Origin of the sequence: Nocardioides zeae (genome assembly GCF_030818655.1) — a bacterium.
GTDB lineage: Bacteria > Actinomycetota > Actinomycetes > Propionibacteriales > Nocardioidaceae > Nocardioides > Nocardioides zeae_A.
The window spans coordinates 2,766,127-2,781,315 of record NZ_JAUTAN010000001.1; the positions used below are offsets into that span (position 1 = coordinate 2,766,127).

The window sequence follows — 15,189 nt, forward strand, 5'->3', positions numbered from 1 at the left end:
GTGTTCCCCGGTCGACCGGGGAAAGTTGCGGCAACGACGCCTCAGCGCAGGACCGGCTCGGGGCCCTTGATGGTGTCGATCCAGAACGTCACCTGGTCGGGCGACGGCCACGACCGCACCGGCGCCACGCCGTCGACCGCGCCGCCGTCGATCCCGGCGAGGCGCACGTAGGCCAGACGGCCCTCGTCGACCCGGAGCGCCACGACGTACGCCTCCCCGTCCGGCCCCACGAACCGGGCCCGCACGGGGAACTCCGCATCCGCCGGTACGGCGAGGGGCACGTCCTCCGGGATCTCGAAGGTCGCGAAGTCGATGGGCTGCCGCGGGTCGTGCGGGGCGTCCGCGGTGACGGAGCGCGCGAGCTGGGCGCGGAGGGCGAGCGCGCCGTAGTCCCTCCGTCTGCGACAGGATCGCGTCGGTCAGGGCCCGCACGTCGTCGTCGAGGTCGCGGGTCTCCCACGTCGGCTCGCCCATGTCCAGGTGGAGCTCGGTGCTGAAGGCTCCGCCCCGTGCTCGCGCGGCCAGGTCGCCCAGGCGGTCGCGGACGGCCTCGGCGGGGACGGCGCGGCGGGCGACCTCCCACCCCGCCCAGGCGAGGCCGCCGAGGACGGAGGCGGCGGCGCCGCGGCGTACCAGTCGCAGTGCCTCTCGCCGGGCTCGCGAATCGGGTTCCATGGACCCAGACGGTAGCCGGACTCACCTCGGAGCTGTCGGCGGCGGTCCGTAGCATGGTGCGACGTGACCACCACCGACGCCGCCGCCCTGCCCGACGACGCCGCACGCCCGGCCCCGACCGCCGCCCCGACCTCCGCCTGGGGCGTCGGCCTCGCCACGGTCGCCGCCGACGGCACCGTGCTCGACGTCTGGTTTCCCGCCCCGTCGCTGGGGCCGGCCCCCCACGCCGACGCCGCCGACGAGCTGGCGGGCGTGGAGCTCGACGCCCTGGCCGGCGTCGACGAGCTGCGCGGCGTGACGCGCGAGGTCCGCCGGGTCGAGATCGCCGACCTGCAGGCCGCGCCCACCTCGACGGAGGACGTCTGGCTGCGTCTGCACCTGCTGTCGAGCCGCCTCGTGACGCCCCACAGCATCTCCCTCGACGGCCAGTTCGGGCTGCTGGCCAACGTGGTGTGGACCTCGGCCGGCCCCTGCGCGGTCGAGGGCTTCGAGCTCACCCGGGCGCGGCTGCGGGCCGCGGGCCAGTACGTCAGCGTCTACGGCGTGGACAAGTTCCCGCGGATGACGGACTACGTGCTGCCCACCGGCGTCCGCATCGCCGATGCCGACCGCGTGCGCCTCGGCGCCCACCTCGCGCCCGGCACGACCGTCATGCACGAGGGCTTCGTCAACTTCAACGCCGGCACGCTCGGCGCCTCGATGGTCGAGGGCCGCATCTCGGCGGGCGTCGTCGTCGGCGACGGCTCCGACGTCGGCGGCGGCGCCTCGATCATGGGCACCCTCTCGGGCGGCGGCAAGCAGGTCATCTCCATCGGCCGCCGCTGCCTCCTGGGCGCCAACGCCGGCATCGGCATCTCCCTCGGCGACGACTGCGTCGTCGAGGCGGGCACCTACGTGACGGCGGGCGCCAAGGTGCTCGTCGTCGAGCCGGGGGCCGAGCCCCGCAGCGTGAAGGCGGCCGAGCTGTCGGGCGCCTCCAACGTGCTGTTCCGGCGCAACTCCGTGTCGGGCGCCCTCGAGGCCGTGCCGTGGAAGAGCGAGGGCGTCGCGCTCAACGCCGCGCTCCACGCCAACGACTGATCGCTGCCGTGCGCTCGAGGGGGGCCGAGCGGTGAGGTCGCGCCTGCTCGTCGGCCTGGTGGTCGTCGTGCTCGTCGGCGGCGTCGTGGTGCTGGCCGGCCACTGGGTCTACCGCAGCGTCGAGGGCTTCCTGCCGCCCCCCGAGGGCTGCGTGGCCGAGGTGGACGGCGCCCGGGTCGAGCTCAACCGGGAGCAGGCCGAGAACGCGTCGCTCATCGTGGCGGTCGCCGTGCGCCGCGGGCTGCCCGCGCGCGCCGCGACGATCGCCCTCGCCACGGCGTACCAGGAGTCCCGGATCGAGAACATCGCCTACGGCGACCGGGACTCCGTCGGGCTCTTCCAGCAGCGCCCCTCCCAGGGCTGGGGCACGCGCGAGCAGATCCTCGATCCGTACTACGCGATCGGGCGGTTCTACGACGGGCTCGTCGAGGTGTCGGGGTACGCCGAGCTCCCGGTCACCGAGGCCGCGCAGGCCGTGCAGCGCTCGGCGTTCCCCGCGGCGTACGCCGACCACGAGGCCGACGCCCGCGTGCTGGCCTCGGCCCTCACCGGCTGGTCGGAGGCCGCCTTCACCTGCACGTGGGACGCCGACGTGCGCACCGAGGCGTCCGACGAGCTGGACGAGGCGGGGCTGACGCCGCGGGCCGCGACGGTGCTCGCGGAGCTGGAGGCGGCGTACGGCGACCTGTCCGTCGGCGGATTCGCGCCCGGCGGTGTCGACTCCGGGCACTCCGACGGGTCGGCGCACTACGACGGCCGCGCCGTCGACGTCTTCACCCGTCCCGTGACGGAGGAGTCCCAGCGCCTCGGCTGGTCGATGGCGCAGTACCTGGTGGCGCACGCCGAGCGGCTCGACGTCGCGACGGTGATCTACGACGGGAAGATCTGGACGGCCCGCCGCTCCGACGAGGGCTGGCGCGACTACGACATCGACACCGGCGGGGTCGACGAGGCCACGGCGGCGATCCTGGAGCACCGCGACCACGTGCACGTCGACGTCTTCTGACCGGTCTCTCGACCAGACCTCCGCAAGACTGGCTCAAGTGCTGGGTCCAGAGGCCCTGACCTGCGCAGACTGGTCGCACGCGGGGCGGACTCGGATGCCCCCACCACAGCAGGAGCACACACATGGTGGCGATGGCGCGGATCGGGGCGGACGGCCTCGTCGCACCGAGCCTGCACGCCGGGATCGTCGAGGCGATGCCCGACGCCGTCGTCGTGGCCGACCCCGAGGGCCGCATCGTGCTCACCAACCCGCGCGCGGCCGAGGTGTTCGGCTGGAGCGAGGACGAGCTCGTCGGTCGTGCCATCGAGATCCTCATGCCGCCCCGCTACCGCGCGCGGCACCCGCGCCTGCGCCGGGGGTACGCCGGTCTGCGGATGAACCTGCTCGAGCTGCGCGGCTACCGCAAGGACGGCACCGAGTTCCCCGCCGAGATCTCGCTCGCCACCATCGTCGAGGGGTCGAGCACGTGGACGTGCGCGACGGTCCGCGACATCACGGAGCGCAAGCGCTCGGAGGAGCGCTTCCGGCAGCTCGTGGACGCGGCCCCCGACCCGCTGGTCATCACGGACGCGGCCGGCACGATCGTGCTGGCGAGCGAGCAGGCACAGGCCGTGTTCGGCTGGACCGCCGACGAGCTCGTCGGCGAGCCCATCGAGGTGCTGGTGCCGACCCGCTACCACGAGACCCACCGCCGGATGCGGCAGCGCTTCGCGGCCAACCCCCGCTTCCGGCCGATGGGCTCCGGCCAGGAGCTCTACGCCCGGCACCGTGACGGCTCCGAGATCCCGGTGGCCATCTCCCTGGCCCCGCTCGTCACGGAGGACGAGGTGCTGCTGTCGGCCTCGATCCGCGACCTCACCGAGCGCAACCGCGTGCAGACGCAGGTCGACCAGGTCCGCGAGGACCTCGTGGCCACGGTGTCGCACGAGATGCGCACGCCCCTGACCTCGATCATCGGCTACCTGGAGCTCGTGCTCGACAGCGCGGACCCGCTGCCGCCGTCCGCGCGCAGCATGCTCGAGATCGTCCACCAGAACGCCTACCGCGAGCTCCGCCTCGTCAACGACCTGCTCACCGTCGCCTCCGCGGGGGCCGAGGGGCCGTCCGCGGGCCTCGTCGACATGTCCGAGGTCGTCCTCGCGGCGGTCGCGCACGCACGCGCGCTGGCGGAGGACCGCGGCGTCGACCTCCACGTCACGGCCGACCCCGGTGCCCGGGCCGTGAGCGGGCGGGCACACCGCCTCCGCCAGGTCGTCGACAACCTCGTGTCCAACGCCCTCAAGTTCACCCCCGAGGGCGGCAGCGTCCGCGTCACCTGCCGCGACCTCGACGGACGCACCACCGTCACCGTCGAGGACACCGGCACCGGCATCGAGCCCGACGAGCTGCCGATGGTCTTCGAGCGGCTCTACCGCACGCGCGCAGCGGTGGACGCCTGCACCCCCGGCGTCGGCATCGGCCTGTCCCTGGTGCGGAGCATCACCCAGGGGCACGGCGGCACCGTCGAGATGCGGAGCACGCCGGGCGCCGGCACCACGGTGCGGGTGCGGCTGCCGTACGCCGCGGCCTGAGCGCCGGACGGGGGTCGTGCGGGGCTCGGGCTGAGGCTCGGGCTGAGGGTCGGGTGGAGCCCTCAGGCGGCGGTCGGCGAGCCGACGTGGCTCGCCTCGACGGCGCGCAGGGCCATGAGGACCACGCCGCCGTTGCCGCCGACCAGCACCGTGGACCCCTCCGTGACGGGCGTGGCGCCCTGGACGAGCACGCCGTCCACGCACGTGCCGTTGGTGCTGCCCAGGTCGCCGATCCACCAGCCGCCGCGCGCCTTGTAGAGCACCGCGTGCTGGCGCGAGACCCGCGCGTCGGAGAGCCGCACCCGGCACCCCCGCGAGCGCCCGAGGACCGCTCCGGAGGGCACGCGGAACAGCAGTCCCGAGGTCGACACCAGGGCGATCTCGTCCCCGGAGAGCACCGAGCGCGCGGCCGTGGTCGTCGGCGCGACCGGCGCCGCGCGGGGATCACGTCGGGGCCCCGGGACCGGCGGCGGCCCGGGACGGGGCGCCGGGCGGGCGGCGACCAGGGCCGACGGGGCCGGAGCGGGCGTCGCGACCGGGGCGGCCACCGGGCGCATCGGCAGGGGACGCACCGACGTCGGCAGCGGCCGGGTGCGCTGCGGACCGGGCTCCGCCTCCGCGGAGCTGGTGGTCGCGAGGGGCCGCACCGCCATCGGCGTCGTCGGCTCGTCGGCCGCGCCGTGCTCCCGGGCCTCCTGCCGGCGCAGCAGGGCCACGAGCACCACCAGTCCCGAGCAGGCACCGACGGTCGCTCCCACGACCGTTGCGATCACCACGACCCACATGCTGCGCCCCCTCTGCTCCGTCCTCAGGGTCCCAGTCAGCCACGTCCGCGGCCGGAAGTCACCTGGTTCGGCGAATTCTCAGGCGCCGAAGTGGTCGCTGGTCGGACGGCGCGCTACCAAAGGAGGGGTGGTGGCGAGGTCCCATCTCCTAGACTCTGGCGCGCTGGTGACCGAGGACGGGAGCGACGTGGCAGGGATCGAACGCGGCGACGACATGCTGCGCATGCGGGAGGTGCTGGCGCTCACCGCGCCGGGCACCGCGCTGCGCGACGGTCTCGAACGCATCCTCCGCGGGCGCACCGGCGCCCTCATCGTGCTCGGCCGGGACGCCCTCGTGGAGTCCATCTCCACCGGCGGCTTCGAGCTCGACGTGCCGTTCACCGCCACGGGCCTGCGCGAGCTGGCCAAGATGGACGGCGGCATCATCGTCGACAGCGGCCTGACGAAGATCCACCGCGCCGCCGTGCACCTCATGCCCGACCACACCATCCCCTCGTTCGAGACGGGCACCCGGCACCGTACCGCCGACCGGGTCGCCCGCCAGACCGGGTTCCCGGTCATCTCGGTGTCGCAGTCGATGCAGATCATCGCGGCGTACGTCGGCGAGAGCCGCCACGTGCTCGAGGACTCCGGCCAGATCCTGTCCCGCGCCAACCAGGCCATCGCGACGCTGGAGCGCTACAAGCTGCGGCTCGACGAGGTCGCGACCACGCTGTCCGCGCTGGAGATCGAGGACCTCGTGACGGTCCGCGACGTCGCCGTCGTCGCGCAGCGCATGGAGATGGTCACGCGGATCGCCCGCGAGATCGAGGACTACGTGCTCGAGCTCGGCACCGACGGCCGCCTGCTGTCGCTGCAGCTCGAGGAGCTGGTCTCCGGCGTCGACGCCGAGCGCGAGCTCGTGGTGCGCGACTACCTGCCGTCGGGCCGTCGCTCCCCCACCCCGGAGAAGCTGCTCGAGCGGCTCGAGACCCTGTCGGCGACCGAGCTGGTCGACCCGGCCTCCGTCGCCAAGGCGCTCGGCCTCGGCACGAGCGAGCACCTCGACGGTGCCGTCGCGCCCCGGGGCTACCGTCTGCTCGCCAAGGTGCCGCGCCTGCCCGGCGCCGTCGTCGACCGTCTCATCGAGCACTTCGGCACCCTGCAGAAGCTGCTGTCGGCCGGCATCGACGACCTGCAGGCCGTGGAGGGCGTCGGGGAGCTCCGCGCCCGCAACGTGCGCGAGGGCCTCTCCCGCCTGGCCGAGTCGAGCATCCTCGAGCGGTACGTCTGAGCGACCCCCGTCGGCCCCGCGTCAGTCCGTCGGGGCCGTCGTGGCGGCGGGCCGCGCCGTCCCCGTCGTACCGGAGGCGGAGGCCGAGCCGCTCGGGGCGGTCGGGTCCGCCGTCGGCGTGATGGTGCGCTCGATGACCTCGGGCTGCGGCGTCTCCAGCTCGAACTGCACGTCCGTCGGCTCGCCGGCGAGCGCCGCCGACTCGACGTGGTAGGCGCCGGGCAGCGACCACTGCTCCAGCTCGCAGCCCGGCCCCGAGCGCCAGGCCGGCCACTCCAGCTCGGCCGCCGCCTCCGCGTCGGTCCGGAGCACCAGCTCCTGCTCGGGCAGGGCGTCGGGGCAGTGCTGGGTCGACCAGATGTCGTCGCTCCCGCTGGTGATCTTGACGACCGTGGTCGTCGGCGAGGCCGTCCAGTAGCAGGCCGGCGTCTCCTTGCTCGAGAAGAGGAGCGTGACCGCGACGGGCTGCCCCGCGACCGCCCGCTCGACCTTGGCCCGCACGGCGACGTCGTCCGCCGCGCAGCGCCCCTCGGGGGTGGCCGGCGGGGGCGCCTCGGTGGTCGTGGTGGGCGGGGGCGCCGACGCGGCCGAGGACGGCTGGTCCGTGGTGGTGCTCGCGTCGCTCGCCGCCGGACGGGCCTCGTCCCCGTCGCCGTCCGAGCCGGCCCCCAGGAGACGACCGACGAGCACCACGAGGAGCGCGGCGACCGCCGCCAGCACGATCCGGCGCCGCCAGTAGACACGGGGCGACAGGGGCCCTCGGGGGCGGGACACGGCAGACACGCGTCCCACGCTAGCCACCGCGCCGGGTGCCCCGTCGCAGGCGCACCGTAGTCTCCACCGACGTGCGCGCCACACCGGAGATCCCCGCCGTCGACGACGTGCCCGGGCTGCACGACGCGGTCCTCGGCTGGTACGACGAGCACGCCCGCGACCTGCCCTGGCGCGGCGTCGACGCCAGCCCCTGGTCGGTCATGGTCTCGGAGTTCATGCTGCAGCAGACCCCCGTCGCCCGGGTGCTGCCCGTGCACGCCGCGTGGCTCGCGACCTGGCCGACCCCGGCGGCGCTGGCCGCGGCAAGCACCGGAGAGGCCGTACGCGCCTGGGGGCGGCTGGGCTACCCCCGGCGGGCGCTGCGGCTCCACGCCGCGGCGACGGCGATCGTGGCGCAGCACGGCGGCGAGGTGCCCCGTGCCTACGCCGACCTCCTCGCCCTCCCCGGGATCGGCGACTACACGGCCGCGGCCATCGCGTCGTTCGCCTACGGGCAGCGGCACGTCGTGCTCGACACGAACGTACGGCGCGTGATCGCCCGCGTCGCCGCCGGCCAGGAGCTGCCGCCGCGCTCCGTCACCACGGCCGAGCGCGCGCTGGCCGCCTCGCTGCTGCCCGACGCACCCGCCGACGCCGCCACCTGGAACGTGGGTCTCATGGAGCTCGGCGCTCTCGTCTGCTCGGTGGCGTCGCCCGCCTGCGACCGGTGCCCGGTGCTCGACCGCTGCGCGTGGGTGGCCGCGGGCCGCCCGGCCTACGACGGCCCCGCCCGCGTCGCCCAGACCTATGCCGGCACCGACCGGCAGTGCCGCGGACGCCTCCTGGGCGTGGTGCGCGACGCCGACGGCCCGGTCGCCTTGTCGACATTGGAGGCGGCGTGGGCCATCTCGGAGCAGCGGGACCGGTGCCTCGCGAGCCTCGTCGAGGACGGCCTGCTGGCGCGGGTCGGCCCCGCGTCGTACGCCCTCCCCTGAACCCGTCCCCCTCCCGGGACGTCATGCGCGGTCTCGTCCGTCGGTCGTAGTCCCTGACGTCTTGCACCGTGCCGCACCGGTACGACGGCGTGTCGCATGCACAACGTCAGGGACTACGGCCCGGCGAGAGATGTCACCCCCCTCCCCTCCGCGACGTCATGCGGAGCGGTGGCGCCGACCGGCGATTCGCATGACGTACGGCGAGGGGCTCGGCCACCAACGACGAACGGCCCGCACGCGCGTCGCGTGCGGGCCGTCCGGTCGTTCAGGAGCGGGTCACTCCTCGGGGCGCTTCTCGATGTCCACCGGACCCTCGGTCTCCGCCGTCGGGTCCACCTTGCCCATGTCCGCCGTCTCGAACGGAGGCACGTCGGGCAGGGTGCCGACCTTCTGGCCCTGGAAGGTGAAGGTCGCCGTCGGACCCTCGCCCTCGACGTCGATCAGCACGATCTGGCCGGGGCCGACCTCGCCGAACAGCATCTTCTCGGCCAGCACGTCCTCGACCTCGCGCTGGATCGTGCGCCGCAGCGGACGCGCGCCGAGCACCGGATCGAAGCCCCGCTTGGCGAGCAGGTCCTTCGCGGTCTGCGTGAGCTCGATCGACATGTCCCGGTCCTTCAGGCGCTTGTCGACGTTGGCGATCATGTTGTCGACCATCGCGATGATCTGCTCCTGGTTCAGGGGCGGGAACACGATGATCTCGTCGACACGGTTGAGGAACTCCGGACGGAAGTGCTGCTTCAGCTCCTCCGACACCTTCGACTTCATCCGGTCGTAGGAACCCGCCGCGTCACCGGTCTGCGCGAAACCGAGGTTGACGCCCTTCGCGATGTCCCGCGTACCGAGGTTGGTCGTCATGATGATGACCGTGTTCTTGAAGTCGACGACCCGACCCTGGGAATCGGTGAGTCGACCCTCCTCGAGGATCTGCAGGAGCGAGTTGAAGATATCCGGGTGCGCCTTCTCGACCTCGTCGAAGAGCACGACGGAGAACGGCTTCCGGCGCACCTTCTCGGTGAGCTGGCCGCCCTCCTCGTAACCCACGTATCCGGGCGGGGAACCGAAGAGCCGCGACACGGTGTGCTTCTCGCCGAACTCGCTCATGTCGAGCTGGATGAGCGCGTCCTCGTCGCCGAAGAGGAACTCCGCCAGCGTCTTCGACAGCCACGTCTTACCGACACCGGACGGACCGGCGAAGATGAACGAACCACCGGGACGCTTCGGGTCCTTCAGACCGGCACGCGTGCGACGGATCGCCCGCGAGAGGGCCTTGACGGCCTCCTCCTGGCCGATGACGCGCTTGTGGAGCTCGTCCTCCATCTTGAGCAGACGGCTGGACTCCTCCTCGCTGAGCTTGACGATCGGGATGCCCGTCGCGACCGCCAGCACCTCGGCGATCAGCTCCTCGTCGACCTCCGCGACCTCGTCCATGTCGCCGGCGCGCCACTGCTTCTCGCGGTCGGCCTTCTTCAGGATGAGCTGCTTCTCCTCGTCGCGGAGCGCAGCGGCGGCCTCGAAGTCCTGGCCGTCGATCGCGGCCTCCTTGCGGACCCGGACGTCGGCGATCTTCTCGTCGTACTCCTTCAGGTCGGCGGGCGCCGTCATGCGCTTGATGCGCAGGCGCGAGCCGGCCTCGTCGATGAGGTCGATGGCCTTGTCGGGCAGGAACCGGTCGGAGATGTAGCGGTCCGCCAGCGTCGCCGCCGAGACCAGGGCCTCGTCGGTGATGGTGACGCGGTGGTGCGCCTCGTAGCGGTCGCGCAGGCCCTTGAGCATCTCGATCGTGTGGGCGATCGAGGGCTCGGCCACCTGGATCGGCTGGAACCGGCGCTCGAGCGCGGCGTCCTTCTCCAGGTACTTCCGGTACTCGTCCAGCGTCGTCGCACCGATGGTCTGCAGCTCGCCGCGGGCCAGCATCGGCTTGAGGATGCTGGCGGCGTCGATCGCGCCCTCGGCCGCACCGGCGCCGACGAGCGTGTGGATCTCGTCGATGAACAGCACGATGTCGCCGCGGGTGCGGATCTCCTTGAGCACCTTCTTCAGGCGCTCCTCGAAGTCACCGCGGTAGCGCGAGCCAGCGACGAGCGCGCCCAGGTCGAGCGTGTAGATGTGCTTGTCCTTGAGCGTCTCCGGCACGTTGCCCTTGACGATGTCCTGCGCCAGGCCCTCGACGACCGTCGTCTTGCCGACGCCGGGCTCGCCGATGAGGACCGGGTTGTTCTTCGTGCGCCGCGAGAGGATCTGCATGACCCGCTCGATCTCGGTGCCACGACCGATCACCGGGTCGAGCTTGCCCTCGCGGGCCGCCTGGGTGAGGTTGCGCCCGAACTGGTCGAGCACGAGGGAGGAGGAGGGGGCCTCGTTGCCGCTGCCGCCGGTGGCGGCGGCCGCGCCGGAGCTCTCCTTGCCCTGGAACCCGCTCAGCAGCTGGATGACCTGCTGCCGCACGCGGTTGAGGTCGGCGCCGAGCTTCTGCAGGACCTGCGCGGCGACACCCTCGCCCTCGCGGATCAGGCCGAGCAGGATGTGCTCCGTGCCGATGTAGGAGTGACCGAGCTGCAGCGCCTCGCGCAGCGACAGCTCGAGCACCTTCTTGGCTCGGGGGGTGAACGGGATGTGCCCGCTGGGCGCCTGCTGGCCCTGGCCGATGATCTCCTCGACCTGGGCGCGGACCGCCTCCAGGGAGATGTCGAGGCTCTCCAGGGCCTTCGCCGCGACGCCCTCACCCTCGTGGATCAGGCCGAGCAGGATGTGCTCGGTGCCGATGTAGTTGTGGGAGAGCATGCGGGCCTCTTCCTGGGCCAGCACGACCACCCGACGGGCTCGGTCAGTGAACCGCTCGAACATGTGCGCCTCGATCCTTCTCATTTCGCGGCGCCGTGGACGCCGCAAGGTGGGCCGGCCAACCGCTCTCGTAGTTCGCCGTACACCGCAGATCAACTCTTCGCCCAGCCTACGTGTTCCCCCCGACGACTCCACGGGGGTCTGCTCAGAGCGAACAGACCCCCGTGGTCACCGTCAGGTGCGTGCGCTCAGTGCGCCGCGTCGTACGCCTCGCGGATCTCGGAGGAGACGCGACCGCGGTCGGGCACGTCCCAGCCGTTCTCGCGCGCCCACTCGCGGATCTCCTTGGTGCTCGGCCCGTCCGTCGCGGCGGCCGCCCCGGAACGCGACGACGAGGACGAGCGCTGGCGACGCTGGCCGCCGGCGCGGCGCGCGTGGCCGACGTACGGCGCGACCGCGTCCCGCAGCGCAGCGGCGTGCTCGTCGTTGAGGTCGATCTCGTAGGTGACACCGTCGAGACCGAAGGTGACCGTCTCGGAGGCCTCGGAACCGTCGATGTCGTCGACGAGGACGATGTGGACCTTCTGTGCCATTGACGCCTTCACTTTCCGCAGGTCGCTGCGATCGCCGAATATCGGGAGGGATATCTCTGCGCAGACTATTGCAGACCGTGTCCGGGAAATGCACGGCACCCCGCCGACTCGAATCACGTCCGGTGATCGCGATAAAAGCGACCCGCGAATATCAGCCCGCGTTCCGGCGGAATACCAGCTCGAGACCGCGGAGGGTGAGCCAGGGGTCGTGCCGGTCGATTCCCGCGCATTCTGCACTGATCACCGGAGCGAGATATCCGGTCGCCACCACCGTGGTCTCCTCCACCGTGCGGCCGATCTCGGCCGCCACCCGCGCCACGAGGCCCTCGACCTGGGCGAGCACGCCGAAGTAGAGCCCGGCCTGGATCGCCTCGACCGTGTTCCGGGCGATCACCGACCGGGGCCGCACCAGCTCGACGCGGCGCAGCTGCGCGGTGCGTCGGTCGAGCGCCTCGGCCGACACCTCGATCCCGGGGGCGATGAGCCCGCCGACGTACTGGCCCTTGTCGTTCACGACGTCCACCGTCGTGGCGGTGCCGAGGTCGACCACGATGACCGGGCGACCGGGCTCCGCGTGGTGCGTGGCCGCCGCGAGCGCGTTGACGATGCGGTCGGCGCCGACCTCGCGCGGGTTGTCGACGAGCACCGGGATGCCGGTGCGGATGCCCGGTCCGACCACCACGTGCGGGATGTCGGGCAGGTGCCGCTCGAGCATCTCGCGCCACTCCTGCAGCACCCCCGGCACCGTCGAGGCGATCGCGACACCCTCCAGCACCGCGAGGCCGCCGACGCCACGGGTCCCCACGAGGGAGACGAGCAGCGCCGCCCACTCGTCGGCGGTGCGGCGCTCGTCGGTCGCGACGCGCCAGTCCGTCACCGGCGTCGCCCCGTCGAAGAGGCCGAGGACCGTGCGGGTGTTGCCGATGTCGACGCAGAGCAGGCGGCTCCGCGGGGCCGACGGCTGCGACGTGGCCACCGCTCAGCCCCGGAGGTCGAGACCGAGGTCGAAGACCTTGACCGAGTGCGTCAGCGCGCCCACCGAGATGTAGTCGACCCCCGTCGCGGCCACCTCGCGCGCCCGCTCGATCGTCAGGCCGCCCGACGCCTCCAGCGTCGCCCGCCCCTGCGTCAGCTCCGCGTTGAGGGCCACCGCCGCGGTCATCGTCGCCGCGTCCATGTTGTCGAGGAGCACCCACGTGCAGCCGGCCACGAGCAGCTCGCGCAGCTGCTCGAGGTCGGTCACCTCGACGACGACGTGGAGGTCGGGGTACGTCGCGCGCACCGCCTCGAACGCCCGCACCACGCCGCCCGCCGCGACGACGTGGTTGTCCTTCACCATCGCCACGTCGGACAGGCTGAACCGGTGGTTGACGCCGCGCCGCCGCAGCGCACCGCGTACTTCTGCAGGGCCCGCAGGCCCGGCAGCGTCTTGCGGGTGTCGAGCACCCGGGCGCTCGTGCCCTCCAGCGCCGCCACCCACGCGGCCGTCGCCGTGGCGACGCCCGAGAGGTGGCACGCGTAGTTGAGCGCCACCCGCTCCGCCGTCAGCAGCCCCCGCGTCGGGCCCGCGACGCTCATGACGGCGTCGCCGGCCGTGACGGTGGTGCCGTCCGGCACGCGACCGGTCACCGCGACGTCGTCGCCGAGCACGGCCCGGAACGCGAGCTCGGCCAGCACCAGGCCCGCGACGGTGCCCGGCTCCCGTGCGCCGAAGTCGGCGGTGCCGCGCGCGTCGACGGGGATCGTGGCCAGGCTCGTCACGTCGCCGTCGGGCACGTCCTCGACGAGGGCGGCGACGACCGCGGCGTACGTGGCCCGCGGGTCGAGACCCGCCGCCTCCACCTCCGCGAGCAGCGGGGCCGGGAGCGCGTCGTACGGCGTGGTGGTCAGCTGCGTGGTCACACGATCTCCGGGGTCGGCTGGGAGGGGCTGGTCGCGGGGACGTCGGGCGCCAGGGACGCGGGAGCGTCGCTCGGCGGGGTCGGGCGGAAGAGCACGGCGACGGCACCGTCGTCGTCGAGCGTGACGTCCACGTGGCCCGACCAGCGCTCGTCGTCGCGGGTCGGGTGGTCGTCGCGCCAGTGCGACCCGCGGGTCTCCTGCCGCAGCGTCGCCGCCGCCGTCAGCGCCGCGGCGACGGTCACGAGGTTGGTGGTCTCCCACGCGGCCAGCTCGGCGGGCACGTCGTCGCGACCACCCGCGGCGAGGTCGGCGAGGTGGGCCGTCGCGGCCGCGAGCCCGTCGGCCGTGCGCAGCACGCCGACCTGGGCGGTCATCGTCTCCTGCAGGTCCTTGCGGTGGTCGGGGTCGGCGAGGCCGGCGGGTACGTCGCGGGCTCCGGCCGGTGCGACCGCCGGGAGCCCCTCGAGGTCGCCCGGCAGCACCTCGGCGATGCGGCGCGAGAAGACGAGCCCCTCCAGCAGCGAGTTGGACGCCAGGCGGTTGGCGCCGTGCACCCCGGAGCAGGCGACCTCGCCCGTGGCGTAGAGCCCCGGCACGCTGCTGCGTCCCCACAGGTCGGTGGCGATGCCGCCCGAGGCGTAGTGGCAGGCGGGCGCCACCGGCACGAGGTCCACGGCGGGATCGACACCGTGCCGCTCGCACGTGGCGAGGATGGTCGGGAAGCGGCGCTCCCAGAACGCCCGGCCGAGGTGGCGCGCGTCGAGCCACACGTGGGGCCGGCCCGTGGCGTGCATCCGGCGCGTGATCGCCTTCGCGACCACGTCGCGCGGCGCGAGGTCGGCGAGCTCGTGCTCGCCGAGCATGAAGCGCTCCCCCGCGTCGTCCACGAGGAACGCACCCTCGCCGCGCACCGCCTCCGAGATGAGGGGCTGCTGGCCGCGGGAGTCGGGGCCGAGGTACATGACCGTCGGATGGAACTGCACGAACTCGAGGTCCCGCACGACCGCGCCGGCCCGCAGCGCCAGCGCGAGGCCGTCGCCCGTCGACACCGCCGGGTTCGTCGTCTGGCTGAAGACCTGCCCGAGCCCGCCGGAGGCGAGCACCACGGCACGCGCGTGCACCGCCCCGACACCGTCGCGCTGGCCCTCGCCCATCACGTGCAGCGTCAGGCCCGCGACCGGACGGCGGCCCTCCGCGTCGGGCTCGCCCAGCAGCAGGTCGACCGCGTGCGCGTGGTGGACGACCTCGATCTCCGGCGCCGCCTCGATCGCCGCGACGAGCGCGCGCTGGATCTCGGCCCCGGTCGCGTCGCCGCCCGCGTGGGCGATGCGGTCCCGGTGGTGGCCGCCCTCGCGGGTCAGGGAGAGCTCGCCGTCGGTGCCCTGGTCGAAGACCGCGCCCAGGGCGATGAGCTCGCGCACCGCCGCCGGTCCCTCCGTGACGAGCGCGCGCACCGCCTCCGGGTCGCACGCGCCCGCACCGGCCACGAGCGTGTCGACCTCGTGCTCGTGCGGGGTGTCACCCGGGCCGAGGGCCGCCGCGATCCCGCCCTGCGCCCACTGCGTCGAGCCCGCGCTCAGCACGTCCTTCGTCACGACGAGCACCGAGCCGACGCCGGCGGCGTGGGCGCGGAGCGCCGCGGTCAGGCCCGCGATGCCGGAGCCCACGACCACCACGTCGGCGCGCGCCGTCCACCCCGGTGCGGCCGCGCTGAGGCGGCGGGGCAGGTGGGGCGGCGGGGCGGCGGGGCCGGGCGGGCGGGACGCGGTCAC

General features: G+C 73.6%; 14 protein-coding genes. 5 read left to right on the forward strand and 9 right to left on the reverse strand.

Features of this window, described 5'->3' with window-relative positions; all coding sequences use genetic code 11:
• Window positions 1-41: 41 nt before the first annotated feature.
• Window positions 42-281: a hypothetical protein gene (locus QE405_RS13135; RefSeq protein WP_307201422.1), complete on the reverse strand. Its 240-nt coding sequence runs from the start codon at window positions 279-281 to the stop codon at window positions 42-44.
• Window positions 282-762: 481 nt separating this feature from the next.
• Between QE405_RS13135 and dapD the strand changes: the two genes are divergently transcribed.
• From dapD to QE405_RS13150, 3 genes are all read left to right on the forward strand, one after another.
• The gene (gene dapD, locus QE405_RS13140; protein WP_307205830.1) at window positions 763-1,755 is read left to right on the forward strand and encodes a 2,3,4,5-tetrahydropyridine-2,6-dicarboxylate N-succinyltransferase; all 993 of its coding nucleotides are present in this window, start codon (window positions 763-765) and stop codon (window positions 1,753-1,755) included.
• 31 nt (window positions 1,756-1,786) lie between these two features.
• Entirely contained in the window at window positions 1,787-2,761 is a 975-nt protein-coding gene (locus QE405_RS13145; RefSeq protein WP_307201424.1) for a hypothetical protein, read from the forward strand.
• 122 nt (window positions 2,762-2,883) lie between these two features.
• Entirely contained in the window at window positions 2,884-4,332 is a 1,449-nt protein-coding gene (locus QE405_RS13150; protein WP_307201426.1) for a PAS domain-containing sensor histidine kinase, read from the forward strand.
• Between the two features lie 62 nt (window positions 4,333-4,394).
• Here QE405_RS13150 and QE405_RS13155 read toward each other — a convergent pair whose 3' ends face one another.
• Window positions 4,395-5,108, reverse strand: a complete 714-nt coding sequence (locus QE405_RS13155; protein WP_307201428.1) for an FHA domain-containing protein — start codon at window positions 5,106-5,108, stop codon at window positions 4,395-4,397.
• Between the two features lie 223 nt (window positions 5,109-5,331).
• Between QE405_RS13155 and disA the strand changes: the two genes are divergently transcribed.
• Window positions 5,332-6,390, forward strand: a complete 1,059-nt coding sequence (disA, locus tag QE405_RS13160) for a DNA integrity scanning diadenylate cyclase DisA (protein WP_307205844.1) — start codon at window positions 5,332-5,334, stop codon at window positions 6,388-6,390.
• 21 nt (window positions 6,391-6,411) lie between these two features.
• Here the strand turns inward: disA and QE405_RS13165 are convergent, their stop codons facing one another.
• Window positions 6,412-7,173, reverse strand: a complete 762-nt coding sequence (locus QE405_RS13165; RefSeq protein WP_307201430.1) for a hypothetical protein — start codon at window positions 7,171-7,173, stop codon at window positions 6,412-6,414.
• A gap of 62 nt (window positions 7,174-7,235) precedes the next feature.
• On the opposite strand from QE405_RS13165, the gene QE405_RS13170 reads away from it, so the two are divergent.
• Window positions 7,236-8,138 (forward strand): A/G-specific adenine glycosylase, encoded by a 903-nt coding sequence (locus QE405_RS13170; RefSeq protein WP_307201431.1) that lies wholly within the window; start codon window positions 7,236-7,238, stop codon window positions 8,136-8,138.
• Between the two features lie 276 nt (window positions 8,139-8,414).
• Here QE405_RS13170 and QE405_RS13175 read toward each other — a convergent pair whose 3' ends face one another.
• The 6 genes from QE405_RS13175 to QE405_RS13200 all read right to left on the reverse strand — a co-directional run bounded on the left by QE405_RS13175 (window position 8,415) and on the right by QE405_RS13200 (window position 15,189).
• The gene (locus tag QE405_RS13175; protein WP_307201433.1) at window positions 8,415-10,985 is read right to left on the reverse strand and encodes an ATP-dependent Clp protease ATP-binding subunit; all 2,571 of its coding nucleotides are present in this window, start codon (window positions 10,983-10,985) and stop codon (window positions 8,415-8,417) included.
• Window positions 10,986-11,170: 185 nt separating this feature from the next.
• Window positions 11,171-11,515, reverse strand: coding sequence for a histone-like nucleoid-structuring protein Lsr2 (locus tag QE405_RS13180; RefSeq protein WP_307201435.1), 345 nt, complete (start codon window positions 11,513-11,515; stop codon window positions 11,171-11,173).
• Between the two features lie 151 nt (window positions 11,516-11,666).
• The gene (locus QE405_RS13185; RefSeq protein WP_307201437.1) at window positions 11,667-12,491 is read right to left on the reverse strand and encodes a type III pantothenate kinase; all 825 of its coding nucleotides are present in this window, start codon (window positions 12,489-12,491) and stop codon (window positions 11,667-11,669) included.
• Window positions 12,492-12,494: 3 nt separating this feature from the next.
• On the reverse strand, window positions 12,495-12,854 hold the full coding sequence (locus tag QE405_RS13190; RefSeq protein WP_307205847.1) for a nicotinate-nucleotide diphosphorylase: 360 nt from the start codon (window positions 12,852-12,854) through the stop codon (window positions 12,495-12,497).
• On the reverse strand, window positions 12,848-13,417 hold the full coding sequence (locus tag QE405_RS13195; RefSeq protein WP_307201438.1) for a nicotinate-nucleotide diphosphorylase: 570 nt from the start codon (window positions 13,415-13,417) through the stop codon (window positions 12,848-12,850). The genes QE405_RS13190 and QE405_RS13195 overlap by 7 nt, the downstream gene beginning before the upstream one ends.
• Entirely contained in the window at window positions 13,414-15,189 is a 1,776-nt protein-coding gene (locus tag QE405_RS13200) for an L-aspartate oxidase (protein WP_307201440.1), read from the reverse strand. Before QE405_RS13200 ends, QE405_RS13195 begins: the two co-directional genes overlap by 4 nt.